At 41.2% G+C, this 22,597-nt stretch carries 16 protein-coding genes; 12 read left to right on the top strand and 4 right to left on the bottom strand.

The annotated features are described in order from the left end of the window. Window positions 1-3 precede the first annotated feature (3 nt). A complete protein-coding gene (locus tag ACJ7Z2_RS08660; RefSeq protein ID WP_409500024.1) occupies window positions 4-300 on the top strand; it encodes a Bor family protein in 297 nt (98 codons plus the stop codon). 66 nt (window positions 301-366) lie between these two features. Here ACJ7Z2_RS08660 and ACJ7Z2_RS08655 read toward each other — a convergent pair whose 3' ends face one another. Both ACJ7Z2_RS08655 and ACJ7Z2_RS08650 read right to left on the bottom strand, forming a co-directional pair. After that, window positions 367-1,155: an enoyl-ACP reductase gene (locus tag ACJ7Z2_RS08655; protein WP_409500023.1), complete on the bottom strand. Its 789-nt coding sequence runs from the start codon at window positions 1,153-1,155 to the stop codon at window positions 367-369. Window positions 1,156-1,298: 143 nt separating this feature from the next. After that, complete coding sequence (locus ACJ7Z2_RS08650; RefSeq protein WP_126301966.1) at window positions 1,299-2,072, bottom strand: FNR family transcription factor; 774 nt, start codon at window positions 2,070-2,072, stop codon at window positions 1,299-1,301. A 230-nt stretch (window positions 2,073-2,302) separates the two neighbouring features. On the opposite strand from ACJ7Z2_RS08650, the gene ACJ7Z2_RS08645 reads away from it, so the two are divergent. The 8 genes from ACJ7Z2_RS08645 to ACJ7Z2_RS08610 all read left to right on the top strand — a co-directional run bounded on the left by ACJ7Z2_RS08645 (window position 2,303) and on the right by ACJ7Z2_RS08610 (window position 15,188). Beyond that, the gene (locus ACJ7Z2_RS08645; protein WP_006252799.1) at window positions 2,303-2,728 is read left to right on the top strand and encodes a universal stress protein; all 426 of its coding nucleotides are present in this window, start codon (window positions 2,303-2,305) and stop codon (window positions 2,726-2,728) included. A 194-nt stretch (window positions 2,729-2,922) separates the two neighbouring features. Further along, window positions 2,923-5,550 carry an alanine--tRNA ligase gene (gene alaS, locus ACJ7Z2_RS08640; protein WP_409500022.1) on the top strand — a complete coding sequence of 876 codons (2,628 nt, stop codon included), beginning with the start codon at window positions 2,923-2,925 and terminating at the stop codon, window positions 5,548-5,550. Between the two features lie 89 nt (window positions 5,551-5,639). Continuing rightward, window positions 5,640-5,825 carry a carbon storage regulator CsrA gene (gene csrA, locus ACJ7Z2_RS08635; RefSeq protein WP_006248142.1) on the top strand — a complete coding sequence of 62 codons (186 nt, stop codon included), beginning with the start codon at window positions 5,640-5,642 and terminating at the stop codon, window positions 5,823-5,825. 135 nt (window positions 5,826-5,960) lie between these two features. Further along, complete coding sequence (gene galU / locus ACJ7Z2_RS08630; RefSeq protein ID WP_154704393.1) at window positions 5,961-6,848, top strand: UTP--glucose-1-phosphate uridylyltransferase GalU; 888 nt, start codon at window positions 5,961-5,963, stop codon at window positions 6,846-6,848. 265 nt (window positions 6,849-7,113) lie between these two features. Then, on the top strand, window positions 7,114-8,457 hold the full coding sequence (gene mukF, locus ACJ7Z2_RS08625) for a chromosome partition protein MukF (protein ID WP_126301969.1): 1,344 nt from the start codon (window positions 7,114-7,116) through the stop codon (window positions 8,455-8,457). A gap of 48 nt (window positions 8,458-8,505) precedes the next feature. Next, window positions 8,506-9,222: a chromosome partition protein MukE gene (mukE, locus tag ACJ7Z2_RS08620; protein WP_154704391.1), complete on the top strand. Its 717-nt coding sequence runs from the start codon at window positions 8,506-8,508 to the stop codon at window positions 9,220-9,222. Window positions 9,223-9,396: 174 nt separating this feature from the next. Continuing rightward, complete coding sequence (gene mukB / locus ACJ7Z2_RS08615) at window positions 9,397-13,857, top strand: chromosome partition protein MukB (RefSeq protein WP_409500021.1); 4,461 nt, start codon at window positions 9,397-9,399, stop codon at window positions 13,855-13,857. A 152-nt stretch (window positions 13,858-14,009) separates the two neighbouring features. Further along, entirely contained in the window at window positions 14,010-15,188 is a 1,179-nt protein-coding gene (locus ACJ7Z2_RS08610; protein WP_409500020.1) for a sugar transporter, read from the top strand. 64 nt (window positions 15,189-15,252) lie between these two features. Here ACJ7Z2_RS08610 and ACJ7Z2_RS08605 read toward each other — a convergent pair whose 3' ends face one another. Both ACJ7Z2_RS08605 and ACJ7Z2_RS08600 read right to left on the bottom strand, forming a co-directional pair. Continuing rightward, window positions 15,253-16,986, bottom strand: a complete 1,734-nt coding sequence (locus ACJ7Z2_RS08605) for a DUF3413 domain-containing protein (RefSeq protein ID WP_409501131.1) — start codon at window positions 16,984-16,986, stop codon at window positions 15,253-15,255. Between the two features lie 4 nt (window positions 16,987-16,990). After that, entirely contained in the window at window positions 16,991-17,212 is a 222-nt protein-coding gene (locus ACJ7Z2_RS08600; protein WP_409500019.1) for a DUF1414 domain-containing protein, read from the bottom strand. Between the two features lie 238 nt (window positions 17,213-17,450). Here ACJ7Z2_RS08600 and ACJ7Z2_RS08595 point away from each other — a divergent pair, with 238 nt between their 5' ends. From ACJ7Z2_RS08595 to ACJ7Z2_RS08585, 3 genes are read left to right on the top strand one after another with little or no spacing between them, the layout of a single operon-like run. After that, window positions 17,451-18,023 carry a TetR/AcrR family transcriptional regulator gene (locus tag ACJ7Z2_RS08595; RefSeq protein ID WP_409500018.1) on the top strand — a complete coding sequence of 191 codons (573 nt, stop codon included), beginning with the start codon at window positions 17,451-17,453 and terminating at the stop codon, window positions 18,021-18,023. A 37-nt stretch (window positions 18,024-18,060) separates the two neighbouring features. Continuing rightward, window positions 18,061-19,266: an efflux RND transporter periplasmic adaptor subunit gene (locus ACJ7Z2_RS08590; protein WP_126301975.1), complete on the top strand. Its 1,206-nt coding sequence runs from the start codon at window positions 18,061-18,063 to the stop codon at window positions 19,264-19,266. A 13-nt stretch (window positions 19,267-19,279) separates the two neighbouring features. Beyond that, window positions 19,280-22,447: an efflux RND transporter permease subunit gene (locus ACJ7Z2_RS08585; protein ID WP_409500017.1), complete on the top strand. Its 3,168-nt coding sequence runs from the start codon at window positions 19,280-19,282 to the stop codon at window positions 22,445-22,447. Window positions 22,448-22,597: the final 150 nt, after the last annotated feature.

Raw genomic sequence — 22,597 nt, 5'->3', positions numbered from 1 at the left:
AAAATGAAAAAATTGCTTGCTATATCTGTATTAACAGCCCTGCTGACTACGGCATGTACAACACAAACTGCCCATATTGGCGGCAAAGTTACTGATAATATTAAACCAACTAAGAGTGTAACTCAGTCGTTCTTTATAGGCGGGATTGGACAAGAAGAAACATTGAACGTTACCGAGATTTGTGGTTCGACAGATAAAGTTAATCAAGTAGAAACTGTTTTATCTGGTAGTAATATTCTAGTTGGTATTGTTACCCTTGGTATTTATACTCCTCGTACAGCAAACGTATATTGTAAATAATACTAATATAAATGTAGAAAAAACGGACTTAAGAATTAAGTCCGTTTTTTCTATTAATTAATCGTTTTAATCGTCACCTAATTCACCCATTGCCATTACGCTGAAGCCGGCATCAACGTGTAACACTTCACCTGTTACACCAGAGGCTAAATCTGAGCATAAGAAAGCTGCAGAGTTACCTACATCATCAATAGTTACGGTGCGGCGTAAAGCAGCGGTTTTCTCGAAAGCAGAAAGCATTTTCTTGAAGTTTTTAATTCCTGAAGCAGCTAATGTACGGATCGGGCCGGCTGAAATCGCATTTACACGAATGCCTTCTTTACCTAAATCGGCTGCCATTACACGAGTTGCGGCTTCTAATGAAGCTTTGGCTAAACACATTACATTATAGTTAGGAATTGCGCGCTCTGCACCTAAGTAGCTTAAGGTTAAAAGTGAGGCGTTTTCATTTAAGAACGGGCGAGCCGCTTGAGCCATTGCTACGAAACTGTAAGCACTGATGTCGTGGGCAATACGATAGCCTTCACGGGTTGCGGCATTTACATAATCACCGTCTAACTGATCACCCGGCGCAAATGCGATAGCGTGAACAAAACCGTCAAATTTTTCCCAGTGTTTGCTTAATTCAGTAAAACACTCGGTAATGCTTTCATCAGTTGCTACATCTAACGGAAGGACAATATCTGAACCAAATTCTTTGGCAAATTCTTCAACACGTGGTTTTAATTTATCGTTTAAGTAGGTGAATGCAAGTTCTGCACCTTGTTGTTTCATTGCGTTTGCAATACCGTATGCGATTGAACGGTTGCTTGCTAAACCTGTTACTAAAATACGTTTACCAGTTAAGATACCCATAAAAATTCCTCTATTTATTAATTGGGGTCAAAATTGTGTCGATTATAACGGATATAGGAAAAACGGGCAAATAGAGTTAGAGGCTCATCGGATCAGAAATCCCTTTTTGAACGAGGTTTCAAAAAGGGATTTGGTAAGATAAATTAAGCGGTAGTTTGAGCAATAATATTTTGTTGCGGTTTGATTGCTCCGGCTAATTCGGCTAATTCTTCCATACGGTTAATAATAATATACTTTCCTTGTACTGAAATCATACCGCTTTTTTGGAAACGCCCTAGTAAACGGCTAATGGTCTCAATGGTTAAACCAAGATAATTGCCTATATCTCCACGGGTCATGGTTAAGCGGAATTCTTTTGCAGAGAAACCACGGGCTGAGTAACGTTGGGAGAGGTTATACAAAAATGCCGCCAGTTTTTCCTCCGCATTCATTTTTGAGAGTAATAGAATCATTTCTTGATCACTTTTAATTTCATTACTCATCAAACGCATAATTTGATGGCGAATTTTTGGCATTTTGCCGGCAAGATCATCTAAAATATCGAATGGAATCTCACAAATCATTGAGGTTTCGAGTGCTTGAGCATAGCCTTCGTGCTGCATATTGGTAATTGCATCAAAGCCAATCAGATCGCCAGGTAAATGGAAACCGGTAATTTGCTCTTCACCACTTTCACTTAAGGTATAGGCTTTTAATGTCCCAGAACGGATAGCATAAAGCGAACGCAGTTCATCACCTGACTTAAAAATGACTTGCGATTTTTGAATCGGTTTTTTACGCTCAATAATATTATCTAATTGAGTTAATTCCGTTTCATTAAGAGTAAAAGGTAAGCATAGTTGGCTAATACTGCAATTTTGACAATGAATTGTGCAAGTATGACGTCCGCTTGTTTTAGGTTCTGATACAATTTTCATCCATTCAACCTTAAATTAGAAAAGTATTCCTAAATTTGATTTAGAACAAAGTTTACCATTAAATTTACATGAAGCAAAGTATACCAAGGAAAAATAAAAATACTTACAAAGAGGTATAAAAAATATAATCAAATTTTTATTTTTGAGATCTACTTCAAGTTTTTATCAAAAAGAGTGTGTTAGTATGTTTATACACAAAGTAAACAACTCTCACAAGCAAGGAGCATATTATGTATAAACATATCTTAGTTGCAGTGGATCTTTCTGAAGAAAGTCTTGTTTTAGTGCGTAAGGGGGCTGCGTTAGCAGAAAAATGCGGAGCTAAACTTTCCCTCATTCACGTTGATGTTAATTTTTCGGATCTCTATACAGGATTAATTGATATTAATATGTCTTCGGTACAAGACAGTGTTGTTGAAGAAACAAATACGGCACTGGCTGAACTTGCCTCAAAAGTAAATTATCCTGTATCTGAATGTTTAAACGGAACGGGAGATTTTAGTCAAGTTTTGGAAGAGGCCGTAGAAAAACACAATGTCGATTTACTCATCACTGGCCATCATCAGGACTTCTGGAGTAAATTTATGTCTTCAACTCGTCAAGTCATGAATAATATCACTGTTGATATGCTGGTTGTGCCATTAGCAGATGAATAGCAAGAAGGTGAATAAAAAATAACCGCTTGAGACAGTTTATCTGTCTTACAAGCGGTTATTTTTTTAGGAAAATTTACAAAAATTATTTAATTGAAAAAATAAGTAGCATATAGCTCCCCCAATAGCATAAAAAATGTGTAAAATAGCAAGATAACTAAATGTTTAACTTCTATTTACAAAAAGAGTGATTTTTAATGAAAACAACTTCAGATATCAGACAATCTTTTCTAGAGTTTTTCCAAACTAAAGGACATACGATTGTTCCAAGCAGCTCTCTTGTTCCCGAGAATGATCCGACATTATTATTTACCAATGCGGGCATGAACCAATTCAAAGATGTTTTTCTTGGGTTAGAAAAACGCCCTTATAGCAGAGCGACTACGGCACAACGTTGTGTACGTGCAGGTGGTAAACACAATGATTTAGAAAACGTAGGTTATACCGCTCGCCATCATACTTTTTTTGAAATGATGGGGAATTTCAGCTTTGGTGATTACTTCAAGCAAGATGCAATCAAATTCGGTTGGGAGTTTTTAACTTCTCCACAATGGCTTGGCTTACCAAAAGAAAAATTATATGTAACTGTGTATGAAACTGATGATGAAGCCTACGATATTTGGCATAAAGAAGTCGGTGTACCATCGGAACATATTATTCGCATTGGCGATAATAAAGGCGCACCTTATGCTTCAGATAACTTCTGGGCGATGGGCGATACCGGCCCTTGTGGTCCTTGTACCGAGATTTTCTATGATCACGGGCCTGATCATTGGGGTGGCTTACCGGGTAGCCCAGAAGAAGATGGTGACCGTTATATTGAAGTGTGGAATATCGTTTTTATGCAGTTCAACCGCTTGGCCGACGGTACGATGGAAAAACTGCCTAAGCCTTCTGTAGATACAGGGATGGGGTTAGAACGTATGACTGCGGTAATGCAACACGTAAACTCCAACTACGAAACGGATATTTTCCAAACTTTAATTAAAGAAGTCGCTACTTTGCTTAATGTGAAAGATTTAGATAATAAATCTTTACGTGTAGTGGCAGACCATATTCGTGCTTGTTCCTATCTGATTGCCGATGGTGTTTTACCCTCAAATGAAGGAAGAGGCTATGTATTACGCCGTATTATCCGCCGTGCGGTTCGTCACGGTAATATTTTGGGTGCAAAAGAAGCCTTTTTCTATAAATTGGTGCCAACACTTGCAACGGTAATGGGGCAAGCTGGTGAGGTGCTGACCCAAAAACAAGCGCATATTCAAAAGACACTCAAAGCAGAAGAAGAGCAATTTGCCCGTACTCTTGAGCGTGGATTGAATTTATTAGAAGAAGCATTAGCGAAGGTTGAAAATAACACCTTATCTGGCGAAGTTGCGTTCAAACTTTATGATACTTATGGCTTCCCGTTAGATTTAACCGCAGATGTTTGCCGTGAACGTGATATTAAAATTGACGAAGACGGCTTCAATGCAGAAATGACCGCACAACGTGAGCGTGCGAAAGCCAGCAGTAGCTTCGGCACAGATTACAACAATGTGATTAAAGTGGACGGTAAAACAATCTTTAGCGGACACACTGAAACCAACTTAAATGATGCTACTGTAGTTGCTTTATTCAGCAATGGAAAATCGGTTGAATCAATTCAATCGGGTGAGAATGCAGTCGTTATTTTAGATAAAACGCCATTTTATGCAGAAATGGGTGGACAAGTGGGAGATAGCGGTCAAATTTCTACAGAAATTTGCAATTTTGAGGTAGTAGATACACAAAAATATGGGCAAGTATTTGGGCATATAGGGCAATTAACCTCAGGTTCACTTGCTGTTGGTGACAAAGTTAATTCGATAGTAGATAGAGAGCGTCGCCACGCTATTACACTCAACCACAGTGCTACTCACTTACTGCATTCTGCGTTACGCCAAGTGTTAGGCGACCATGTGGCACAAAAAGGCTCATTAGTGTCAGAAAATATTTTACGCTTTGATATTTCTCAGCCGGAAGCAATTACTAAGTCACAACTTGAAGAAGTTGAACGTATCGTGAATGCTAAAGTGCGTGAAAATATTCAGGTAATCATTGAAGAAATGGATATTGAATCTGCAAAAGCGAAAGGTGCAATGGCGTTATTTGGTGAAAAATATGGCGAAGTAGTGCGTGTAGTGGAAATGTCAGATTTCTCGATTGAACTCTGTGGCGGCACACACGTCAAACAAACCGGTGATATTGGGCTATTCAAAATTACCTCTGAAGGCGCAGTAGCGGCAGGTGTACGCCGTATTGAGGCTGTCACTGGAGAAAATGCGATTGCTTGGTTACATACCTTACAACAAGCCGTTCAACAAAGTGCTGAATTGTTAAAAGCAGACAGTCATTCACTCGTTGAGAAAATTGTTCAATTACAAGAGAAGGCTAAACGTACAGAAAAAGAGCTTCAACAGCTAAAAGATAAGCTGGCGGCTCAAGCAGGTTCAGATTTAGCGAAACAAGCTACCCAAATCAATGGCGTGAATGTAGTAATTCAACAATTAGAGAATGTTGAACCAAAAGCATTGAGAACGGTGGTTGATGATCTAAAAAATCAATTAGGAAGTGCAGTAATTGTATTTGCTACAGCTTCCGAAGATAAGGTAAATCTGATTGTAGGTGTTACAAAAGATTTAACTGATAAAGTCAATGCTGGTCAATTAGTTGGTGCAATGGCGGAGAAAGTTGGAGGTAAAGGGGGCGGACGTCCTGATATGGCAATGGCCGGAGGCTCAGAACCACAACATTTATCGCAAGCATTGTCACTTGCTCAAGAATGGATTACAGCAAAACTTTAAAAATAATAACAAGGCGAGCTGAACTCGCCTTTAAAACTTTACTCTATATTTAAGTATTTATAGAGTTTTTCACTTTTTAGGAGACAATTATGCTTATTCTAACTCGTAAGATTGGGGAAGTTTTACTCGTAGGAGATGATGTTGAGATTACGGTACTCAGCATCCGAGGAAATCAAGTTAAATTAGGTGTGAATGCACCAAAAGAAATCTCTGTACACCGCCGAGAGATTTATGAAAGAATAAAAGCCTCAGTAGAAGAGGAAAATGCGGAATAAGCATTTTAACTGTAAAGCTGCTAGATGATAACAGCGAAGCAGGCAATGCAAAATTTTCTGAAAATTGACCGCTTGTTATGTCTAAGCGGTTTATTTCAGTTATATCTAATATTTTAAGTCATCAAAGGATTCCAAATGAAAGTCATTATTCCTGTTGCTGGACTGGGAACGCGTATGTTACCCGCAACCAAAGCTATTCCAAAAGAAATGCTTACCCTTGCAGATAAACCTCTTATTCAATATATTGTAAATGAATGTGTGGCTGCAGGTTTCAAAGAAATTGTATTGGTTACTCACTCTTCAAAGAATGCTATCGAAAACCATTTTGATACCTCTTTTGAATTGGAAACGATGCTGGAGAAACGAGTAAAACGTCAATTATTAGATGATGTACGTTCTATTGTACCAAAAGATGTTACCTTAATTCACGTTCGCCAAGGGCAAGCTAAAGGTTTAGGTCATGCGGTTCTATGTGGACGAGCAGTGGTTGGCGATGAACCGTTTGCGGTTGTATTACCGGATGTGTTACTTGGTGAATTTACAGCAAACCAAAAAACAGAAAATTTAGCTGCGATGGTGAAGCGTTTCCAAGAAACCGGATATAGCCAAATTATGGTTGCGCCGGTTCCAATGGAAAATGTAAGTAGCTATGGGGTTGCAGACTGCCATGGTGTAGATATCCCTCTCGGGGGTTCAGCGCCTATTGCAAAAATGGTTGAAAAACCAAGTATTGAAGAGGCGCCTTCTAATTTAGCTGTAGTAGGACGTTATGTATTTTCCTCAAATATTTGGAATTTATTAGAAAAAACGCCAGTAGGCGTAGGTGATGAAATTCAGTTGACGGATGCAATTGATATGTTGATTCACCAAGAAACGGTTGAAGCTTTCCATATGACAGGGCGCTCATTTGATTGTGGTGATAAAGTCGGCTATATGAAAGCATTTGTGGAATATAGTTTAAACCACGACAAATGTGGAAAAGAATTTAAAGCATTTGTTAAAGAGTTAGCTAAATCACTTTAAGTTTTAAAGTTTAGACTATGAGCTTAAGGGCTGTGTCCGATATTCTATTGGATTCAGTCCTTTCTATTTATGGCATCATAAATTAGTGTAGTCATAATAAATTTTCAGATTCATTTACCTTTAAAATGCTTTTTTGCAAAAAATCCCCCATATTTGACTGCTTGTATTGTTCATTTCTCTTGTCTGCGTTTTATCCATTCCCATTTTGATTACATTCAGTTACAATAAATGCCATTTTTGTATAGAAATTAAAGATTAAGCCCGTATGCAGAACGAATTGGCACAGACTATTCCAGAACTCATCTCTTGGACGAAAGATCGTGAATTTTCGCTTTCACTCTCTTCCGACCGCTTAGCGTTTCTACTTGCTATCTCTATTTATAATCAAGAACAGACAGATGGTGAATTGTTAGAAAGCGATCTTGTTGATCTTTTCCGTTATGTTTCAAATTCGTTTGAGCAATCTGATGCCACTTTTATCCAGCGTGCCAATAATGCGATTAATGATTTAGTCAGACAACGTTTGTTAAACCGTTTCAGTAGCGAATTTACGGAAGGTTTGGCAATTTACCGTGTTACGCCGTTAGGGGTAGGGATTTCAAATTATTACGTTCGACAGCGGGAATTTTCTACCCTGCGCTTATCAATCCAACTTTCGATTGTGGCAGATGAAATTCAGAGAGCATCAGTAGCAGCCGAAGAGGGAACTGAACAGGCGGCAGATGAACGTTTTTGGCGAAACAATGTGTTTGCCCCATTGAAATATTCGGTGGCGGAAATTTTTGACAGCATCGATCTTTCGCAACGGATTATGGATGAAAACCAACACCAAATTCGTGAGCGAATAGCCGAACTGCTTAGCCAAAACTGGCACGAAGCAATTATGAGTTGTGAGCAGTTGTTAGACGAAACCTCGGGGAATTTGCGTGAGTTGCAAGATACCTTAAATGCAGCCGGCGATAAACTGCAAGCTCAATTATTACGGATTCAAAGTTGCCTGATGGCTCGTGATGATTTGGATTTTATCGATCAGCTGATTGTGAATTTACAAAATAAGCTAGACCGCATTATCAGTTGGGGGCAGCAAGCTATCGATCTTTGGATCGGTTATGACCGCCACGTGCATAAATTTATTCGTACTGCGATTGATATGGACAAAAACCGTGTATTCGGGCAACGTTTACGCCAATCGATCCAAGATTATTACAACAACCCTTGGCTGCTTTATACTGCAAAAGCCGATTCATTACTAGACTTGCGTGATGATGAGGCGATGTTAAATGAGGCAGAATCGGTGGGCGAGTTGCCAAGTGAGTTAGAGTATGAGTCGCTTTCAGATGTGCAAGAGCAAATTGTTTCGGCAATGCAAGCTCATTTAGCGCCGTTCCGTGCTGAAGGTAAACCGATAGATTTAGGCGTTATCTTGCGTGAACAGCTTGCCCGATTCCCGGAATCCCGTCACTTTGACGTAGCCCGTATTATTGTGGATCAAGCCGTTAAGTTAGGTATGGCAAGCCAAGACAGCCAAGCCGTTTACCCACAATGGCAGCCGATTAACGAGCAAGGGGCAGAAGTGCAGGCGAACGTTATCGACCAATACAATAAATAACAAGCGGTCGTTTTTACCCAAAATTTTGCAAAATTAAAGAGAATGACAATGACAGACAATATCCAAGATCTCATTTCCCCAAAACTGGCACTTGCGATTGCCAATCCGATTTTTCCGGAGCTGGACAGCCAATTACGTGCCGGTCGCCACATTAATACCGAGCAGCTTGACCAACACGCCTTTTTGATGGATTTTCAAGCGGAACTAGAGAGTTTTTACCGCCGTTATCACGTTGAGTTGATTCGAGCTCCGGAAGGCTTTTTTTACTTACGTCCGAAAGCCTCGACTCTGATTGCCCGTTCGGCAATGTCGGAAATGGAAATGTTAGTGGGTAAAGTGTTGTGCTACCTCTATTTAAGCCCGGAGCGTTTGGCTCAGCAGGGGATTTTCAGCCAAGATGATGTGTATGAAGAATTACTCAGTCTTGCCGATGAAAGCAAATTATTAAAAGCGGTAAACCCACGTTCGACCGGTTCTGATTTAGACCGTGCCAAGTTGGCAGAAAAAGTCGGCGGAGCATTACGCAGATTAGCCCGTATCGGCATTATTACCCGAGTGGGCGAGCAAAACAGCAAAAAATTTGTGATTTCAGAATCAGTCTTCCGCTTTGGGGCTGATGTGCGTACCGGTGATGACCCAAGAGAGGCCCAACTTCGCTTAATCCGTGATGGTGAAGCGACAACTCCAGCTTTGTTAAACGAACAAGCGGTCGAAATAGATGAAAATATTGCAGATGAAGAACCCTTTGACGGAGAAAATGAGTGATTTCATTCGAATAGATTCAGCATTTAATGAGTCTGCCCTAGCACGGTAAAGCCGAACTAGGTTAAGCATAAAGCAGCCCTCCAAGGCTGAAGTTGCGATTAGAGTAGCGGAGCTACTCACCTATACCTAACCTAGTACGCTTTAGCGTGCTAGGACAATTAGTGAGAAAACATAATGATTGATACCACAGAATTGCAAACTAATCCTCAAATTGCACCGCTTGCACGACCAAATGATGTACAACGCGGTAAATTTCTCTCTTTAACGTTGATTAACTGGAACGGTTTTTTTGCTCGAACCTTTGATTTAGATGACTTAGTAACCACGCTTTCAGGTGGTAACGGCGCAGGTAAATCCACTACAATGGCTGGGTTTGTAACCGCGTTGATCCCCGATTTAACCTTGCTTAATTTCCGCAATACAACTGAGGCAGGCTCAACCGCCGGTTCTCGTGATAAAGGCTTATACGGTAAGTTAAAAGCAGGTGTTTGCTATGCGGTGTTAGAGTCATTCAATTCCCGTGGGCAACGGATTATTACCGGTGTGCGTTTGCAACAAATTGTCGGACGGGATAAAAAAGTCGATATTCGTTCGTTCTCGCTCCAGAATATTCCCCAAGAGCAAAGCATTATCAGCCTACTCACCGAACAAGTGGGGAATAAGGCTAGAGTGCTGGCGTTAAATGAACTCAAAGATCAATTTGAGAACAGCGAAGTTCAATTCAAACAGTATCATTCGATTACCGATTACCACAGTTTTATGTTCGATTTAGGCGTAATTCCAAAACGCCTTCGCTCGGCAGCCGACCGTAGCAAATTCTACAAACTAATCGAGGCCTCGCTTTACGGTGGTATTTCAAGTGTGATCACCAAATCCTTGCGTGATTATTTGTTACCGGAAAATACGGGCGTTCGCCAAGCGTTCCAAGATATGGAATCAGCTCTGCGTGAAAACCGTATGACCTTAGAGGCGATTAAGGTCACGCAATCGGATCGGGATATGTTCAAACGCTTAATTACCGAATCGACCAATTATGTATCAGCCGATTATATGCGTAATGCGAATGAACGCCGTGGTAATGTGCAGCAAGCTTTAGAACAACGTAAAGAGTGGTATGCGGCAAAATCTAAAATTTTGCTCGAACAGCAACGCTTTGTGGAATTTAGCCGTGAAAGTGCGGATATTGCCGAGGCAGAGCAGGCGTTAGAGGCAGATTACAATAGTGCGAACGATCATCTAAATTTAGTAATGAATGCGTTACGCCACCAAGAGAAAATCGAACGCTACCAAGACGAAGTTGAAGAGCTGAATATTAAGCTGGAAGAACAGCAAGAGGCATTAGAAGAAATTGCAGAAATTGCCGAAAATGCTCAGGCTCGTGCGGATGAGGCTGATGATCACGTTGAAGAATTGCGTTCCCAAATGGCGGATTACCAACAAGCCTTAGACGCACAGCAAACTCGCGCATTGCAATACCAACAAGCGGTGAACGCATTAGAAAAAGCCAAGCAGCTGACCGGCTTAGTGAATTTAGATTTAAATAATATTGAAGATTACCACGCAGAATTTGTGGCTCAAGCTGAAGATCTTACCGATCAAGTATTTGAGCTGGAGCAACGCTTAAGCGTGTCGGATATGGCGAAAACCCAATTTGAAAAAGCGTTTGAATTGGTTTGCAAAATTTCAGGTGAAATTGACCGCTTGCAAGCGTGGGAAGAGGCTCGAGCGTTACTTTCTGCCTTCCCTGAGCAAAAAATGCAGGCTCAACAAGCGGTGAGTTTACGCCAAAAACTTAACGATTTAGAACAGCGTTTGCAACAACAGCAAAATGCCCAGCGTTTAGTAGCGGAATTTAACCAAAAATCGCAACAGCAGCTCAATTCAGCGGAAGAATTAGACGCCTATTTTGAAGAGCAGCAAGCTCGCTTAGAAGATTTAGAGGCAGAGCTTTCGGACTTTGTAGAACAACGTTCAACCCAACGCCAACAACGTGAACAGCTTAATCAACAATATCAGCAATTAGCGAAAAACGCACCGGCTTGGCATACGGCACAATCTGCATTAACTCGTTTGGAAGAGCAATGTGGCGAGAAGTTTGAATCCAGCCAATCAGTGATGCAGTTTATGCAAAATATGCTGAGCAAAGAGCGTGAAGCAACCCTTGCTCGTGATGAATTGGCTCGTAAAGAACAACTGCTTGATGAGCAAATTAACCGCTTAAGCCAGCCGGACGGCTCGGAAGATGCCCGCTTAAACCAGTTGGCAGAACGTTTTGGCGGAGTGTTACTCTCTGAGTTATATGATGATGTATCAATAGAAGATGCACCTTATTTTTCCGCTTTATATGGTGAGGCTCGCCATGCAATCGTGGTGCGTGATTTAGAAGCGGTTAAAGCACAGCTTGAGAAATTAGACGATTGCCCAAGCGATCTCTATTTAATTGAGGGCGATCCATCTGCCTTTGACGATGCGGTATTTAGTGCCGAAGAATTAGGCGAAGGCGTGGTGGTTAAAGTCTCTGATCGCCAATGGCGTTATTCTAAATTCCCTGAAGTACCGCTATTTGGACGTGCTGCTCGTGAAAAACATTTAGCAACTTTAAAAGCAGAGCGTGATGAAACCGCAGAGAAACACGCTGAACGTGCCTTTGATGTGCAGAAATGCCAACGTTTACATCAACACTTAAGCCAGTTTGTCGGCACGCACTTAAATTTAGCATTCCAAGAAAACCCTGAAATGTTAATGCAAGAGATTGCGGCAGAACGGGTGGAAATCGAACGTGAATTGGCACAATCAGCCGGTAACGAACAGCAATTACGCCACCAATTAGAAAGCGTAAAAGGCCAGTTGCAAATGTTGAATAAAATTCTACCGCTTGCGACTTTACTAGCTGATGAAACGCTGGAAGCACGAGCGGAAGAGTGCCGTGAACAATTAGAGTTGGCGGAAGAAGATGAGATGTTTATCCGCCAATTTGGGGCAACACTGAGCCAACTCGAGCCGATTGCCGCTGCATTAAAAAGTGATCCGGCTTTATTTGAGCAGTTGGAAGCCGATTACCGCCGTTCGGTTGCCGAGCAAAAAGTGTTACAGCAAAAAGTGTTCAGTTTGGCTGATGTAATGAATCGCCGACTACATTTTAGCTATCAAGAAACGGTGGGAACAGAAGGCTCGGCATTAACCGAACAACTACGTCAACGTTTGGAAAATGCACAACGTGAGCGTGAACAGGCTCGTGATCAGCTGCGTCAAGCTCAAGCCCAACTTTCGCAATATAACCAAGTATTAACCGGTTTACGCAGTTCTTATGAGGCGAAAAACCAAATGCTACAAGAGTTAATTCGTGAAATTGACGATTTAGGGGTGCGTGGCGATAGCGGAGCGGAAGAGCGAGCCAGATTCCGCCGTGATGAATTACAACAACGCTTAAGCCAGCAACGTTCCCGCAAAGGTTATTTAGATAAACAAATTGCGGTGATTGAAGCGGAAGTGGATAACCTTAACCGCACCTTACGCAAAGCTGAACGTGATTACCATACACAACGTGAATTAGTGGTGCAGGCAAAAGCCAGCTGGTGTATTGTGCAACGTTTATCTCGTAACAGTGATGTGGAAAAACGCTTAAATCGCCGTGAATTGGCGTATCAATCGGCAGAAGAATTGCGTTCGATTTCGGATAAAGCCCTCGGGGCACTACGCACCGCCGTAGCGGATAATGAATACCTGCGTGATAGTTTGCGAGCCTCAGAAGATAGCCGTAAGCCGGAAAACAAAGTGGCGTTCTTTATTGCGGTTTATCAGCATTTGCGTGAGCGGATTCGCCAAGACATTATCAAAACCGATGATCCGATTGATGCGATTGAGCAGATGGAAATCGAGCTTTCACGTCTAACCAATGAATTAACTAGTCGTGAGAAAAAACTGGCGATTAGTGCGGAAAGTGTGGCGAATATTTTACGCAAAACCATTCAGCGTGAACAGCAACGTATTTTGCAACTGAACCAAGGTTTACAAAATATTGCGTTCGGTCAGGTAAAAGGGGTGCGTTTGGTGGTGAATATCCGAGATACGCACGCCATTTTACTCAATGCGTTATCCAATAATCGTGAGGAACACAAAGATTTATTCGACAGCCAAAAATTGAGCTTCTCCGAAGCCTTAGCAATGTTGTATAAACGGGTGAATCCACATATTGAGATGGGGCAACGTACACCGCAAACCATTGGCGAAGAGTTATTGGATTACCGCAACTACTTAGATTTAGAAGTGGAAACCTTCCGTGGTGCAGACGGCTGGATGCGTGCAGAAAGTAGTGCGTTATCGACCGGTGAGGCGATCGGTACCGGTATGTCGATTCTCTTAATGGTAGTACAAAGCTGGGAAGAAGAGGCTCGCCGTATGCGTGCTAAAGATATTCTGCCGGCTCGCTTATTGTTCTTAGATGAAGCGGCTCGATTAGATGCAACCTCAATTAATACGCTATTTGAACTCTGCGAACGCTTAGATATGCAGCTATTAATTGCCGCCCCTGAAAATATCAGCCCTGAACGAGGCACAACTTATAAATTGGTGCGTAAAATTACCAATAACCAAGAGTATGTTCACGTGGTTGGATTGAAGGGCTTTGCTAAGTAAAATTAGCACATTTAAGCTAAATGTGAATTAAAGGATTGCTGATGGAAACATTGGCAATCTTTTTATTTTCAGAAATTTGGAAATTTGATTTTGTTTTTACATTTATTTTTAAAATTTTGAAAATAAATGTGTTTTTCTCGGATTTAATTAATATGAAACTTGCTCGAAAAGCTCAACGGAGATTATCGTTCCTTAGAGTATTTAGCCTTGCCTTTGCGGCGTTTATGGTAAACACCACCGAATTTATTCCTATTGCGTTGCTTTCAGATATTGCGACCAGTTTCCAAATGGAGCCTTCAGCGGCAGGCATTATGATGACGGTTTATGCGTGGGTGGTATTTTCGTTATCGTTACCGCTGATGTTACTTACCGCGAATATGGAAAGAAAACGGCTGTTGTTGATGTTATTTACGGTGTTTACCTTGAGCCATATTGTCTCGGTAATGGCAACTAATTTTTGGATCTTACTGATTTCTCGGGTGTTAATTGCGATTGCTCACGCTGTTTTCTGGTCAATTACCGCATCACTTGCCATTCGCCTTGCGCCGAAAGATAAGAAAAAACAAGCGTTAGGGTTACTGGCATTGGGTAGTTCACTGGCGATGATTTTAGGATTGCCTCTTGGGAGAATGATCGGGCAAGCCTTAGGCTGGCGGGCAACTTTTGGCATTATTGGTGTTATCGCCTTGATTGTGCTACTGATGATTTGGCACTTATTGCCCTATTTACCGAGCAAAAACGCAGGCTCGATTAAAAGTTTACCCTTGCTATTTAAACGCCCGATGTTAATCGGCATTTATTTGCTGGTGACATTGATTGTTTCCGGGCATTTTACCGCTTACAGCTACATTGAGCCGTTTATGATTAAAATTAGTTCGGTGAGTGCGGAAAACACCACCTTTATTTTGCTGGTTTTCGGTTTGGCTGGTGTAGTGGCAAGTTTTTTATTTGGTCGGTTATATGGCAAAGCTCCGAATAAATTTATCTTAAGTGGAATTGCCATTATTATGTTTAGCCAGCTTTGTTTACTGTTTTTGAGTGGCTCAACAGTTGCGATGTTTATGCTCGCTTTTGTATGGGGAATTGGTATTACCGGAATGAGCATTGCGTTACAAATGAAGGTACTTGAACTTGCCCCTGATGCTACTGATGTCGCAACGGCAATTTTTTCCGGCACTTATAATTTAGGCATTGGTGGTGGAGCATTACTGGGGAGTGTCGCCATTCAACAACTGGGTTTAGCTAACATTGGTTTTGTTGGTGGAAGCATTGCCTTTGTTGCAATGGTTTGGTTTGTGTTTATTAGCCTGAAATATAGGAAGGGTATATAGCTAACAAGCGGTCAGTTTTTGCTGAAATTTTGCAAATGTTCCGGTAAAAATGACCGCTTGATCATCACTTCGCAATAAACTGATTGCTCTGTTGAATCATTTGTAAAAACAATGCCAATGGCGGTCGGGTTTCTTTCTCGTGTTCGCCATCGCTGTTAAAGTGCTTGAAGTTGCCTTTACGATCGATTTGATACTGCTCGCCATTCGGCATAATCGCCACATTCCATTTATGATTAGAGCTGGATACCCATAAACGTTGGTTCTGGGTGCTTAAATCCATACCTTGTGCATAATCATTCAGCGGATTTTGCACGCCGAAGAATTGGCTCAGTAAGGTTGGCATAATATCTAAATGGCTTGAAAGGAAATGATACTCCTTGCTTTCGCCTTGCCAGTAAAACATCATCGGCACTTGAATGTGCTGTTTATCGAAGCTATTTTCTGCCTCAATTTCATTTGCAATATCAGCGGTAATAATCACCAGTGTGTTTGCTAGCAAGGCGTTTTGGGTTAAATGCTGCCAGATTTCAGCGAATTGCCAATCTAACAATTTTGCCTGTTCTTGAGTAGTGTGGGCGACAGGCATTCTTAAGTCTAAGTAGCTAAAGAACGGATTTTCCAATGAACGAGAGCTGATCCAGCTTTTCCATTGCCCGATTGCTCCGACATTACTATGAGCAGTAGGCAATAAAATGCCGGAGAAGATCGCTTGATGGTAAATCGGGTCGGCAAAGCCGTTATGTGAAAACAGCCCTAATTGATAGTCTGATTTTCTGGCAATTTGAACCAGCGGCGACACGGTTTTATCGGCTAAAACGGAATCCAAGTATTTGCCACTTAAACTGTAAAATAAGCCCAATGCACCGGCAGAGGCTGAATCACCACTGCTGTAATGCTGCATAAAGCGGTGGCTTTGTTGGCTGATTTCTGTCAGCTTAGGCATTGTTTCGGCATTTATTGCCTGTTTAGATAAACCTGATAAATTAATCAGTAAAATATTGGTTGACGGCGTTTTGGTCGCAATCAACGGCGATTTTGGGTAATTCAGATAAAAAGTATCTAGTCTGCCGCTTTCTTCAATTTCTTGGTTAAATTCTGCTCGGTCAATAAAGCCGTGTTTTTCTAAGAAATTGCGTGCGGTCATCGGGTAAGAAAGGGGGTAGTTTGCCCGTTGAGCGGTAATTGGGCGATAAGCATTCATATCTGCCCACGCATAAATTAAATGAGTGGCGGTAAAACTGATTACGAAGAACAGAGCAACATATTTGCCCCATTTTTGGCGGCTAAAACTACGCAGTTTTTGCCAGCACCAGCGAGAGTAGAGCATTTCTGCCAGTAAAAGCAGCGGCATTGGCACAAACAGCAGTTGCCATTTACGGGTCAGTTCCCCTTCTTCCGGATTAACTAACAGATCCCATACAAGCGGTGATAAATGCAGATAAAATTGCTTGAAGACTTCAGTATCCACCAATAACACGGTTTGCCCGATGGTGGCTAAAATCACGGAAAGCCCACGATAGGTGCGATGATTCTTAACAATAAAACTGAGCGGAAACAGAATTAATAGAAATCCTGCAAAGACCACAAAGCTGAAATGTCCGAACAGGCTGACAAAGAAATAGAGTTTACCTACAAGGGTATTCGGCCAGTCGGCATTGAATGCGTAACGAGAGGAAATGAGTAGTGCCAACACAATATTAAATAGTGCAAACCAATGCCCCCACGTGATTTTCTGTGAGGTTTCTTCTCGATATTGGCGAGAATTGGTCGGCAATAAACTGCGTAGGCGTGCAAACATCATCTTATTTGGTTTTTAGTGATTGTTTTAATGCATCGGCAAAGGCATCAGCGAGAGCTTCTCTTTGTGCCGGGCTTTGAATATTTTCACTTAAAATGTTAGTTATCATATTGCCTAATGCCATTAAGGATAAATCCACCGGTGCTTTATGCTTTTCTACGGTGGCGATGAGGTCAGCCAATAGCTGCTCAAATTGTTTGGTGTGGTATTTAGATTTCGTTGCCATATTGAAATAAAGATGATCCTATAATTAGGTACAAATAGTAGCACAAAAATAATAATAAAGTAGCGTTAAGCGTTATTGTTTGAGTGATTTTTGCAAAGTTTTAGCCCAAAATGACCGCTTGTTCAATAAATGAGGAATTTTGCAACTATTTTATTTTAATTTGATAGGTGTTTTCTGCTTTCTTTTTTCATAAAAAAAGCTAAAATGAACGGCTGTTCATTATAGGTAAGGAGATAAAATGTCTAGGCGAAGCGAACCAAAAGAAGAGATGGTAAACCGTATTTTATCGGCAACCGAGTCGTTAATTGTTCAAGAAGGTTTGCAAAATCTTTCAATGCGTAATATTGCAAAAGAAGCAGGGATCGCTTCCGGCACATTATATCTTTACTTTAAAACTAAAGATGATTTATTACACTCATTGGCTGCCCAATTACTCGAATGTTATAACGGTTATATGCATTTTGAGTTTAAGCCTGAAATGGCGTTATTTGAGCAATATAAAGCGTTGGTCAATAAAAAATGGCAGTTTTTAATCGAGCGTTTAGATTTGGTAAAACAGTTTCAAGCGGTGATAGGGATTGATGAATTGATTCGGGAAACCATAGCTGATGAAACTTCCTTTTGGAATAAATTAATTTTAGAAGGGAAAAAGCAAAGGATTATTGCTGATCTACCTAATGAGTTGCTTTATGGATTAAGCATCGGCACATTGGTGGATATCCAATATCTGCAAAATCTGAATCAAGAAAATCAGTTTGACGGATATTTAGACGAGATTATTTTACGCACTTGGAAAGCAATCACTTTTTAAGTTTCTTTTTATTAGTTTTATGTTTTATGGAGAATGTATGACAACGGAAACACAGAAGCCGGGTAAAGGCAGAAAGTTTTTAATTGTACTCACATTGTTAATCGTATTGATTGTGTTTGCCGCAGTCGTAGGGTTACAAAAAATCGGGGCGATGAAAAAAGCAGAAGCTGCGGCTAATATGCCAGAAGCGGTGAGTGAAGTTACCGCTATGCAAGTGACGACCCAAGAATGGACACCAACCATTTCTGCGGTGGGTTATATTCGCCCAAATCAAGGTGCGATGTTAAGTGCTGAAACCTCAGGCGTGGTTAGCCGTGTTTTGGTCACTTCAGGGCAACGTGTGAAAAAAGGTGATCTGTTGGTAGAATTTGACAGCAGTGTTGAAATTGCAAACTTAAGAGCATCAGAAGCTCAGTTATCTACTGCGAAAGCAAATTTTGAACGTTACCGTAACTTGGTTGCATCAAATAGTGCGTCTAAGGCTGAGTTTGATAATGCACAATCTACCTACAACCAATTATTGGCAAATATTGAAGCATTACGAGCAACTATTAAACGCCGTCAAATTTATGCTCCATTTAGTGGTGTAGCTGGTATTGTGAATGTAAACGTAGGTCAATATATCACAATGGGTACTGAAATTGTGCGTGTGGAAGACCAATCTTCTATGAAAGTACGTTTCACTTTACCACAAACTAATTTAGAGCAGATTTCGATTGGTCAAAAAGTTACAGCAGTGATCGATGCATTACCTGCACAAACTTTCCCGGCTAAAATTGTAGCGATTGATCCGGCAGTTGATCGTCTAACCGGTTTAATTAATGTTGAAGCGGTTATTGAGGAAGGACAAGAAAAATTACTTTCCGGTATGTTTGCCCGTTTAAATGTGGCATTACCGACCCAAGTAGGGCAAGTAGTAGTACCACAAATTTCGGTCGCTTACACTATGTATGGTGAAACAGTGTATGTGTTACAGCCATTATCTGATGAAGATAAAGAAATGGTAAATAAAATGGCTGCTCAAAACCCAAGTTTAGATGTGAATAAAATGTACCGTGCCAAACAGGCAGAAGTTAAAACTGCTGACCGCAAAGGAAATTATGCACAGTTAATCAAAGGCGTGAAAGCAGGTGATTTAATCGTTACAGGTGGCTTGCAACGTTTAAGCAACAATGCGTTAGTTAAAGTTTCTGATGTCGAAGCGGTAGGCATTACTACACCGGCAAAAAATAGCAAACTGTAGTGGAGTGAGTTAAGTGAAATTTACTGACATCTTTATTAAACGCCCTGTTTTAGCTGTTTGTATCAGCCTATTGATTACTATTTTAGGCTTACAAGCGATTGAAAAATTGCAGGTGCGTGAATATCCGGAGATGACGGTTTCGATTGTAACTGTAAAGGTTAACTATTCAGGGGCTGATGCAAGTTTAATGCAAGCACTGGTTACCTCACAGTTAGAAGAAGCCGTTGCTCAAGCGGATAATATCGACTATATGACTTCATCAAGTTCACCGAGTACAACTACGGTAACAGCGAAAATGAAGTTAAATACTGATCCGAATGCAGCACTTTCTGATATTTCGGCAAAAGTAAATGCCGTACGCTCCAACTTACCGAGTGGTATTGATGACCCATCAATTAGTGTCTCAACCGGTTCAAACGATGCGTTAATGTATATCCGCTTTGTCTCTGATGAGTTAAGTACCTCACAGGTTACGGATTACATTAACCGCGTGGTAAAACCACAGTTCTTTACGGTAAATGGGGTATCCAGTGTTGATGTGTATGGCTCTGTTTTCGGCTTACGCATTTGGCTTGACCCGGACAAAATGGCAAGTAATAACCTATCAGGTGCGACAGTATTAGGGGCATTAAGTGCCAATAACTTACAAACTGCCGCCGGTAACTCAAACGGCTATTACACGGTTTATCGAAACAAGGTACTTTCTACCACCCCTTCAGTATCAGAACTTGAAGAGGTTACAGTTTCTACCACTAAAGACGGTCGAACCATTAAATTAAAAGATATTGCGACCGTTGAGCTTGATAAATATCAAGATGTAGCCAGAGCAAGTGTAAGTGGTAAAGATGCGGTGGTATTAGCGGTGTCGGTAGCAGCTACGGCAAACTCGTTAACCGTTGCGAAAGATATTTACCCGATGTTCGATCAAGTGGTAAAAAATCTCCCAAGCACCATTCAAGGCGATATTGTGTATGATAAAACGGTTGCGATTGATAGCTCAATCCATGAGGTAATTCATACCATTTTAGAAGCAACGGTTATCGTATTAGTGGTGATTATCTTGTTCTTAGGTTCATTGAGAGCGATGATCGTGCCGGTAATTACCATTCCAATTTCATTAATTGGGGTGTTATTCTTCCTGCAAATGTTTGGTTTCTCCATCAACCTTCTTACCTTGTTGGCATTAGTATTGGCTATCGGCTTGGTAGTAGATGATGCGATTGTGGTACTTGAAAACGTAGAGCGTCACGTTAAAGAAGGAAAAACGCCGTTTGATGCTGCTATTATTGGTACGCGTGAAATTGCATTACCTGTTATTTCAATGACAATTACCTTAGGTGCGGTATATTCGCCAATGGCGTTAATGACCGGTGTAACCGGCACGCTTTTCAAAGAGTTTGCCTTAACACTTGCGGGTGCGGTATTTATTTCGGGTATTGCAGCATTAACCCTTTCTCCGATGATGTCAAGCAAGGTGCTAAAAGAGCATAAAGAAGGGGAAGAATCAGCATTTGCTCGTTTTATCCATAAATCATTAGATAAAATGACCAGCTGTTACACCGGAATGCTTAACGGCGTGATGGCGGTTCGTGGCTTTATGCTATTTTTTGCAATTCTGATTTTTGCCAGCTTACCAATGTTATTTGGTTCACTTTCCAGTGAAGTTGCACCAACAGAAGACCGTGGCTTTGTGGTAGGGATCTCAAATGGTCCTTCAAATACCAACCTAGACTATACTGAAGCTGCATTGGCTCAATTTAATGATGAGGTGAGCAAATTACCTGAAGTTTCATCTTTAATGACAGTTTCGGGCTTTAACGGCACAAACAGTGCATTATCGATTATTGCCTTAAAAGATTGGAATGACCGTACGCGTGAACGTGCAGCTATTTCTAATGATGTTGCGGCTATCGGTAAAAAAGTAGTGGGTATGGACGTGAATGCGATTTCATTCCCTGAAATTTCAACCGGTGAAAACGGTTTACCGTTCTCATTGGTGATCACGACTGCCGATAGCTATGAGAAATTAGCGGTTGTTGCCTCTGAATTCTTGAAAAAAGCACAAACCTCCGGTCAGTTCTTTTTTGCCAACTTAGACCTAAAATTTGACACGGCAACAATGAATATGAAATTCGACCGTGAAAAAATGGGGGCTTATGGCATCACTATGCAGCAAGTGAGTGGGACATTAGGGGCATTCTTATCCGGTGCAATTATTACCCGTGTAGATATTGACTCTCGTGCTTACCCGATTGTTTCACAAGCGGTGCGTAATGATCGTTTAAATCCTGAAGATTTAATGAATTACTATGTCACAACAGCATCAGGCGAATCTATTCCACTAGGCTCATTTGTGACAATGGAATTAAAAACATCACCGTCTTCATTACCTCGTATGAGCCAATTAAACTCTGCAACCATTGGCGGTGTAGTATCAGGTTCAATCGGTGATGCAGTAAATTGGGCAAAAGCAGAATTAGATCGTACTTTACCATCGGGTTATCAATACGATTTCCGTGGTGAATCTCGTCAATTCGTCCAAGAGGGTAATGCGATGGCAATGACATTTGCTCTTGCAGTTATCATTATCTACCTTGTGCTTGCAATTCAATTTGAATCTTGGCGCGATCCGCTGGTGATTCTGGTATCTGTACCGCTTGCAGTAAGTGGTGCATTGCTGGTGATGAATATTCCAACAGCGATGAAAGGCTTATTTATGGGAATTGCTGCCGGCACAGGTTCTAAAGAGATGATGGCATTTGCCAACAGTATTTGGACGGCAGGCTACACCTTGAATATTTACTCGCAAGTAGGCTTGATTACCCTTGTAGGCTTAATCACTAAACACGGTATTTTAATGTGTGAAGTGGCAAAAGAAGAGCAGTTACTACACGGCAAATCACGCTATGAAGCGATTATTCATGCGGCAACCATTCGTTTACGTCCGATTATGATGACGACCGCTGCGATGATCGCAGGTTTGATCCCGCTGCTATTCGCAGTCGGTGCCGGTGCGATAGCCCGTTTCAGTATGGGAATGGTTATTGTAGCAGGCTTGGCAATCGGGACATTATTCACCCTGTTTGTGTTACCGGTGATCTACACCTTCTTAGGTCAAGAGCACAAACCGCTGCGTGAATTTGATGAGGAAAAATATTTCCCGGTCAAAACAGTAGCATAAAATAACTTAAGGGCGTATTCATAAATACGCCCTTTTTGTTGCCTACAAGCGGTTGTTTTTTGCAAAAAAATTGCAAAATTTGACCGCTTGTTGCGTTGTTTTTGGTTTACGTAATCGTTTGCCTATTTACAAAAACGGCGATCCTCTGTA

The sequence above is a fragment of the Mannheimia glucosida genome, assembly GCF_046267875.1.
In the GTDB taxonomy this organism is placed as follows: Bacteria; Pseudomonadota; Gammaproteobacteria; order Enterobacterales; family Pasteurellaceae; genus Mannheimia; species Mannheimia glucosida.
This window is presented reverse-complemented; position numbering and strand designations above follow the sequence as displayed.

Coding starts and splice junctions, on each gene's coding strand:
- mukE (WP_154704391.1), top strand. CDS start 8,506: ATGACAGACAATATCCAAGATCTCATTTCCCCAAAACTGGCACTTGCG.
- mukF (WP_126301969.1), top strand. CDS start 7,114: ATGCAGAACGAATTGGCACAGACTATTCCAGAACTCATCTCTTGGACG.
- ACJ7Z2_RS08645 (WP_006252799.1), top strand. CDS start 2,303: ATGTATAAACATATCTTAGTTGCAGTGGATCTTTCTGAAGAAAGTCTT.
- ACJ7Z2_RS08600 (WP_409500019.1), bottom strand. CDS start 17,212: ATGGCAACGAAATCTAAATACCACACCAAACAATTTGAGCAGCTATTG.
- alaS (WP_409500022.1), top strand. CDS start 2,923: ATGAAAACAACTTCAGATATCAGACAATCTTTTCTAGAGTTTTTCCAA.
- ACJ7Z2_RS08590 (WP_126301975.1), top strand. CDS start 18,061: ATGACAACGGAAACACAGAAGCCGGGTAAAGGCAGAAAGTTTTTAATT.
- ACJ7Z2_RS08650 (WP_126301966.1), bottom strand. CDS start 2,072: ATGAAAATTGTATCAGAACCTAAAACAAGCGGACGTCATACTTGCACA.
- csrA (WP_006248142.1), top strand. CDS start 5,640: ATGCTTATTCTAACTCGTAAGATTGGGGAAGTTTTACTCGTAGGAGAT.
- ACJ7Z2_RS08610 (WP_409500020.1), top strand. CDS start 14,010: ATGAAACTTGCTCGAAAAGCTCAACGGAGATTATCGTTCCTTAGAGTA.
- mukB (WP_409500021.1), top strand. CDS start 9,397: ATGATTGATACCACAGAATTGCAAACTAATCCTCAAATTGCACCGCTT.
- ACJ7Z2_RS08595 (WP_409500018.1), top strand. CDS start 17,451: ATGTCTAGGCGAAGCGAACCAAAAGAAGAGATGGTAAACCGTATTTTA.
- galU (WP_154704393.1), top strand. CDS start 5,961: ATGAAAGTCATTATTCCTGTTGCTGGACTGGGAACGCGTATGTTACCC.
- ACJ7Z2_RS08605 (WP_409501131.1), bottom strand. CDS start 16,986: ATGTTTGCACGCCTACGCAGTTTATTGCCGACCAATTCTCGCCAATAT.
- ACJ7Z2_RS08655 (WP_409500023.1), bottom strand. CDS start 1,155: ATGGGTATCTTAACTGGTAAACGTATTTTAGTAACAGGTTTAGCAAGC.
- ACJ7Z2_RS08660 (WP_409500024.1), top strand. CDS start 4: ATGAAAAAATTGCTTGCTATATCTGTATTAACAGCCCTGCTGACTACG.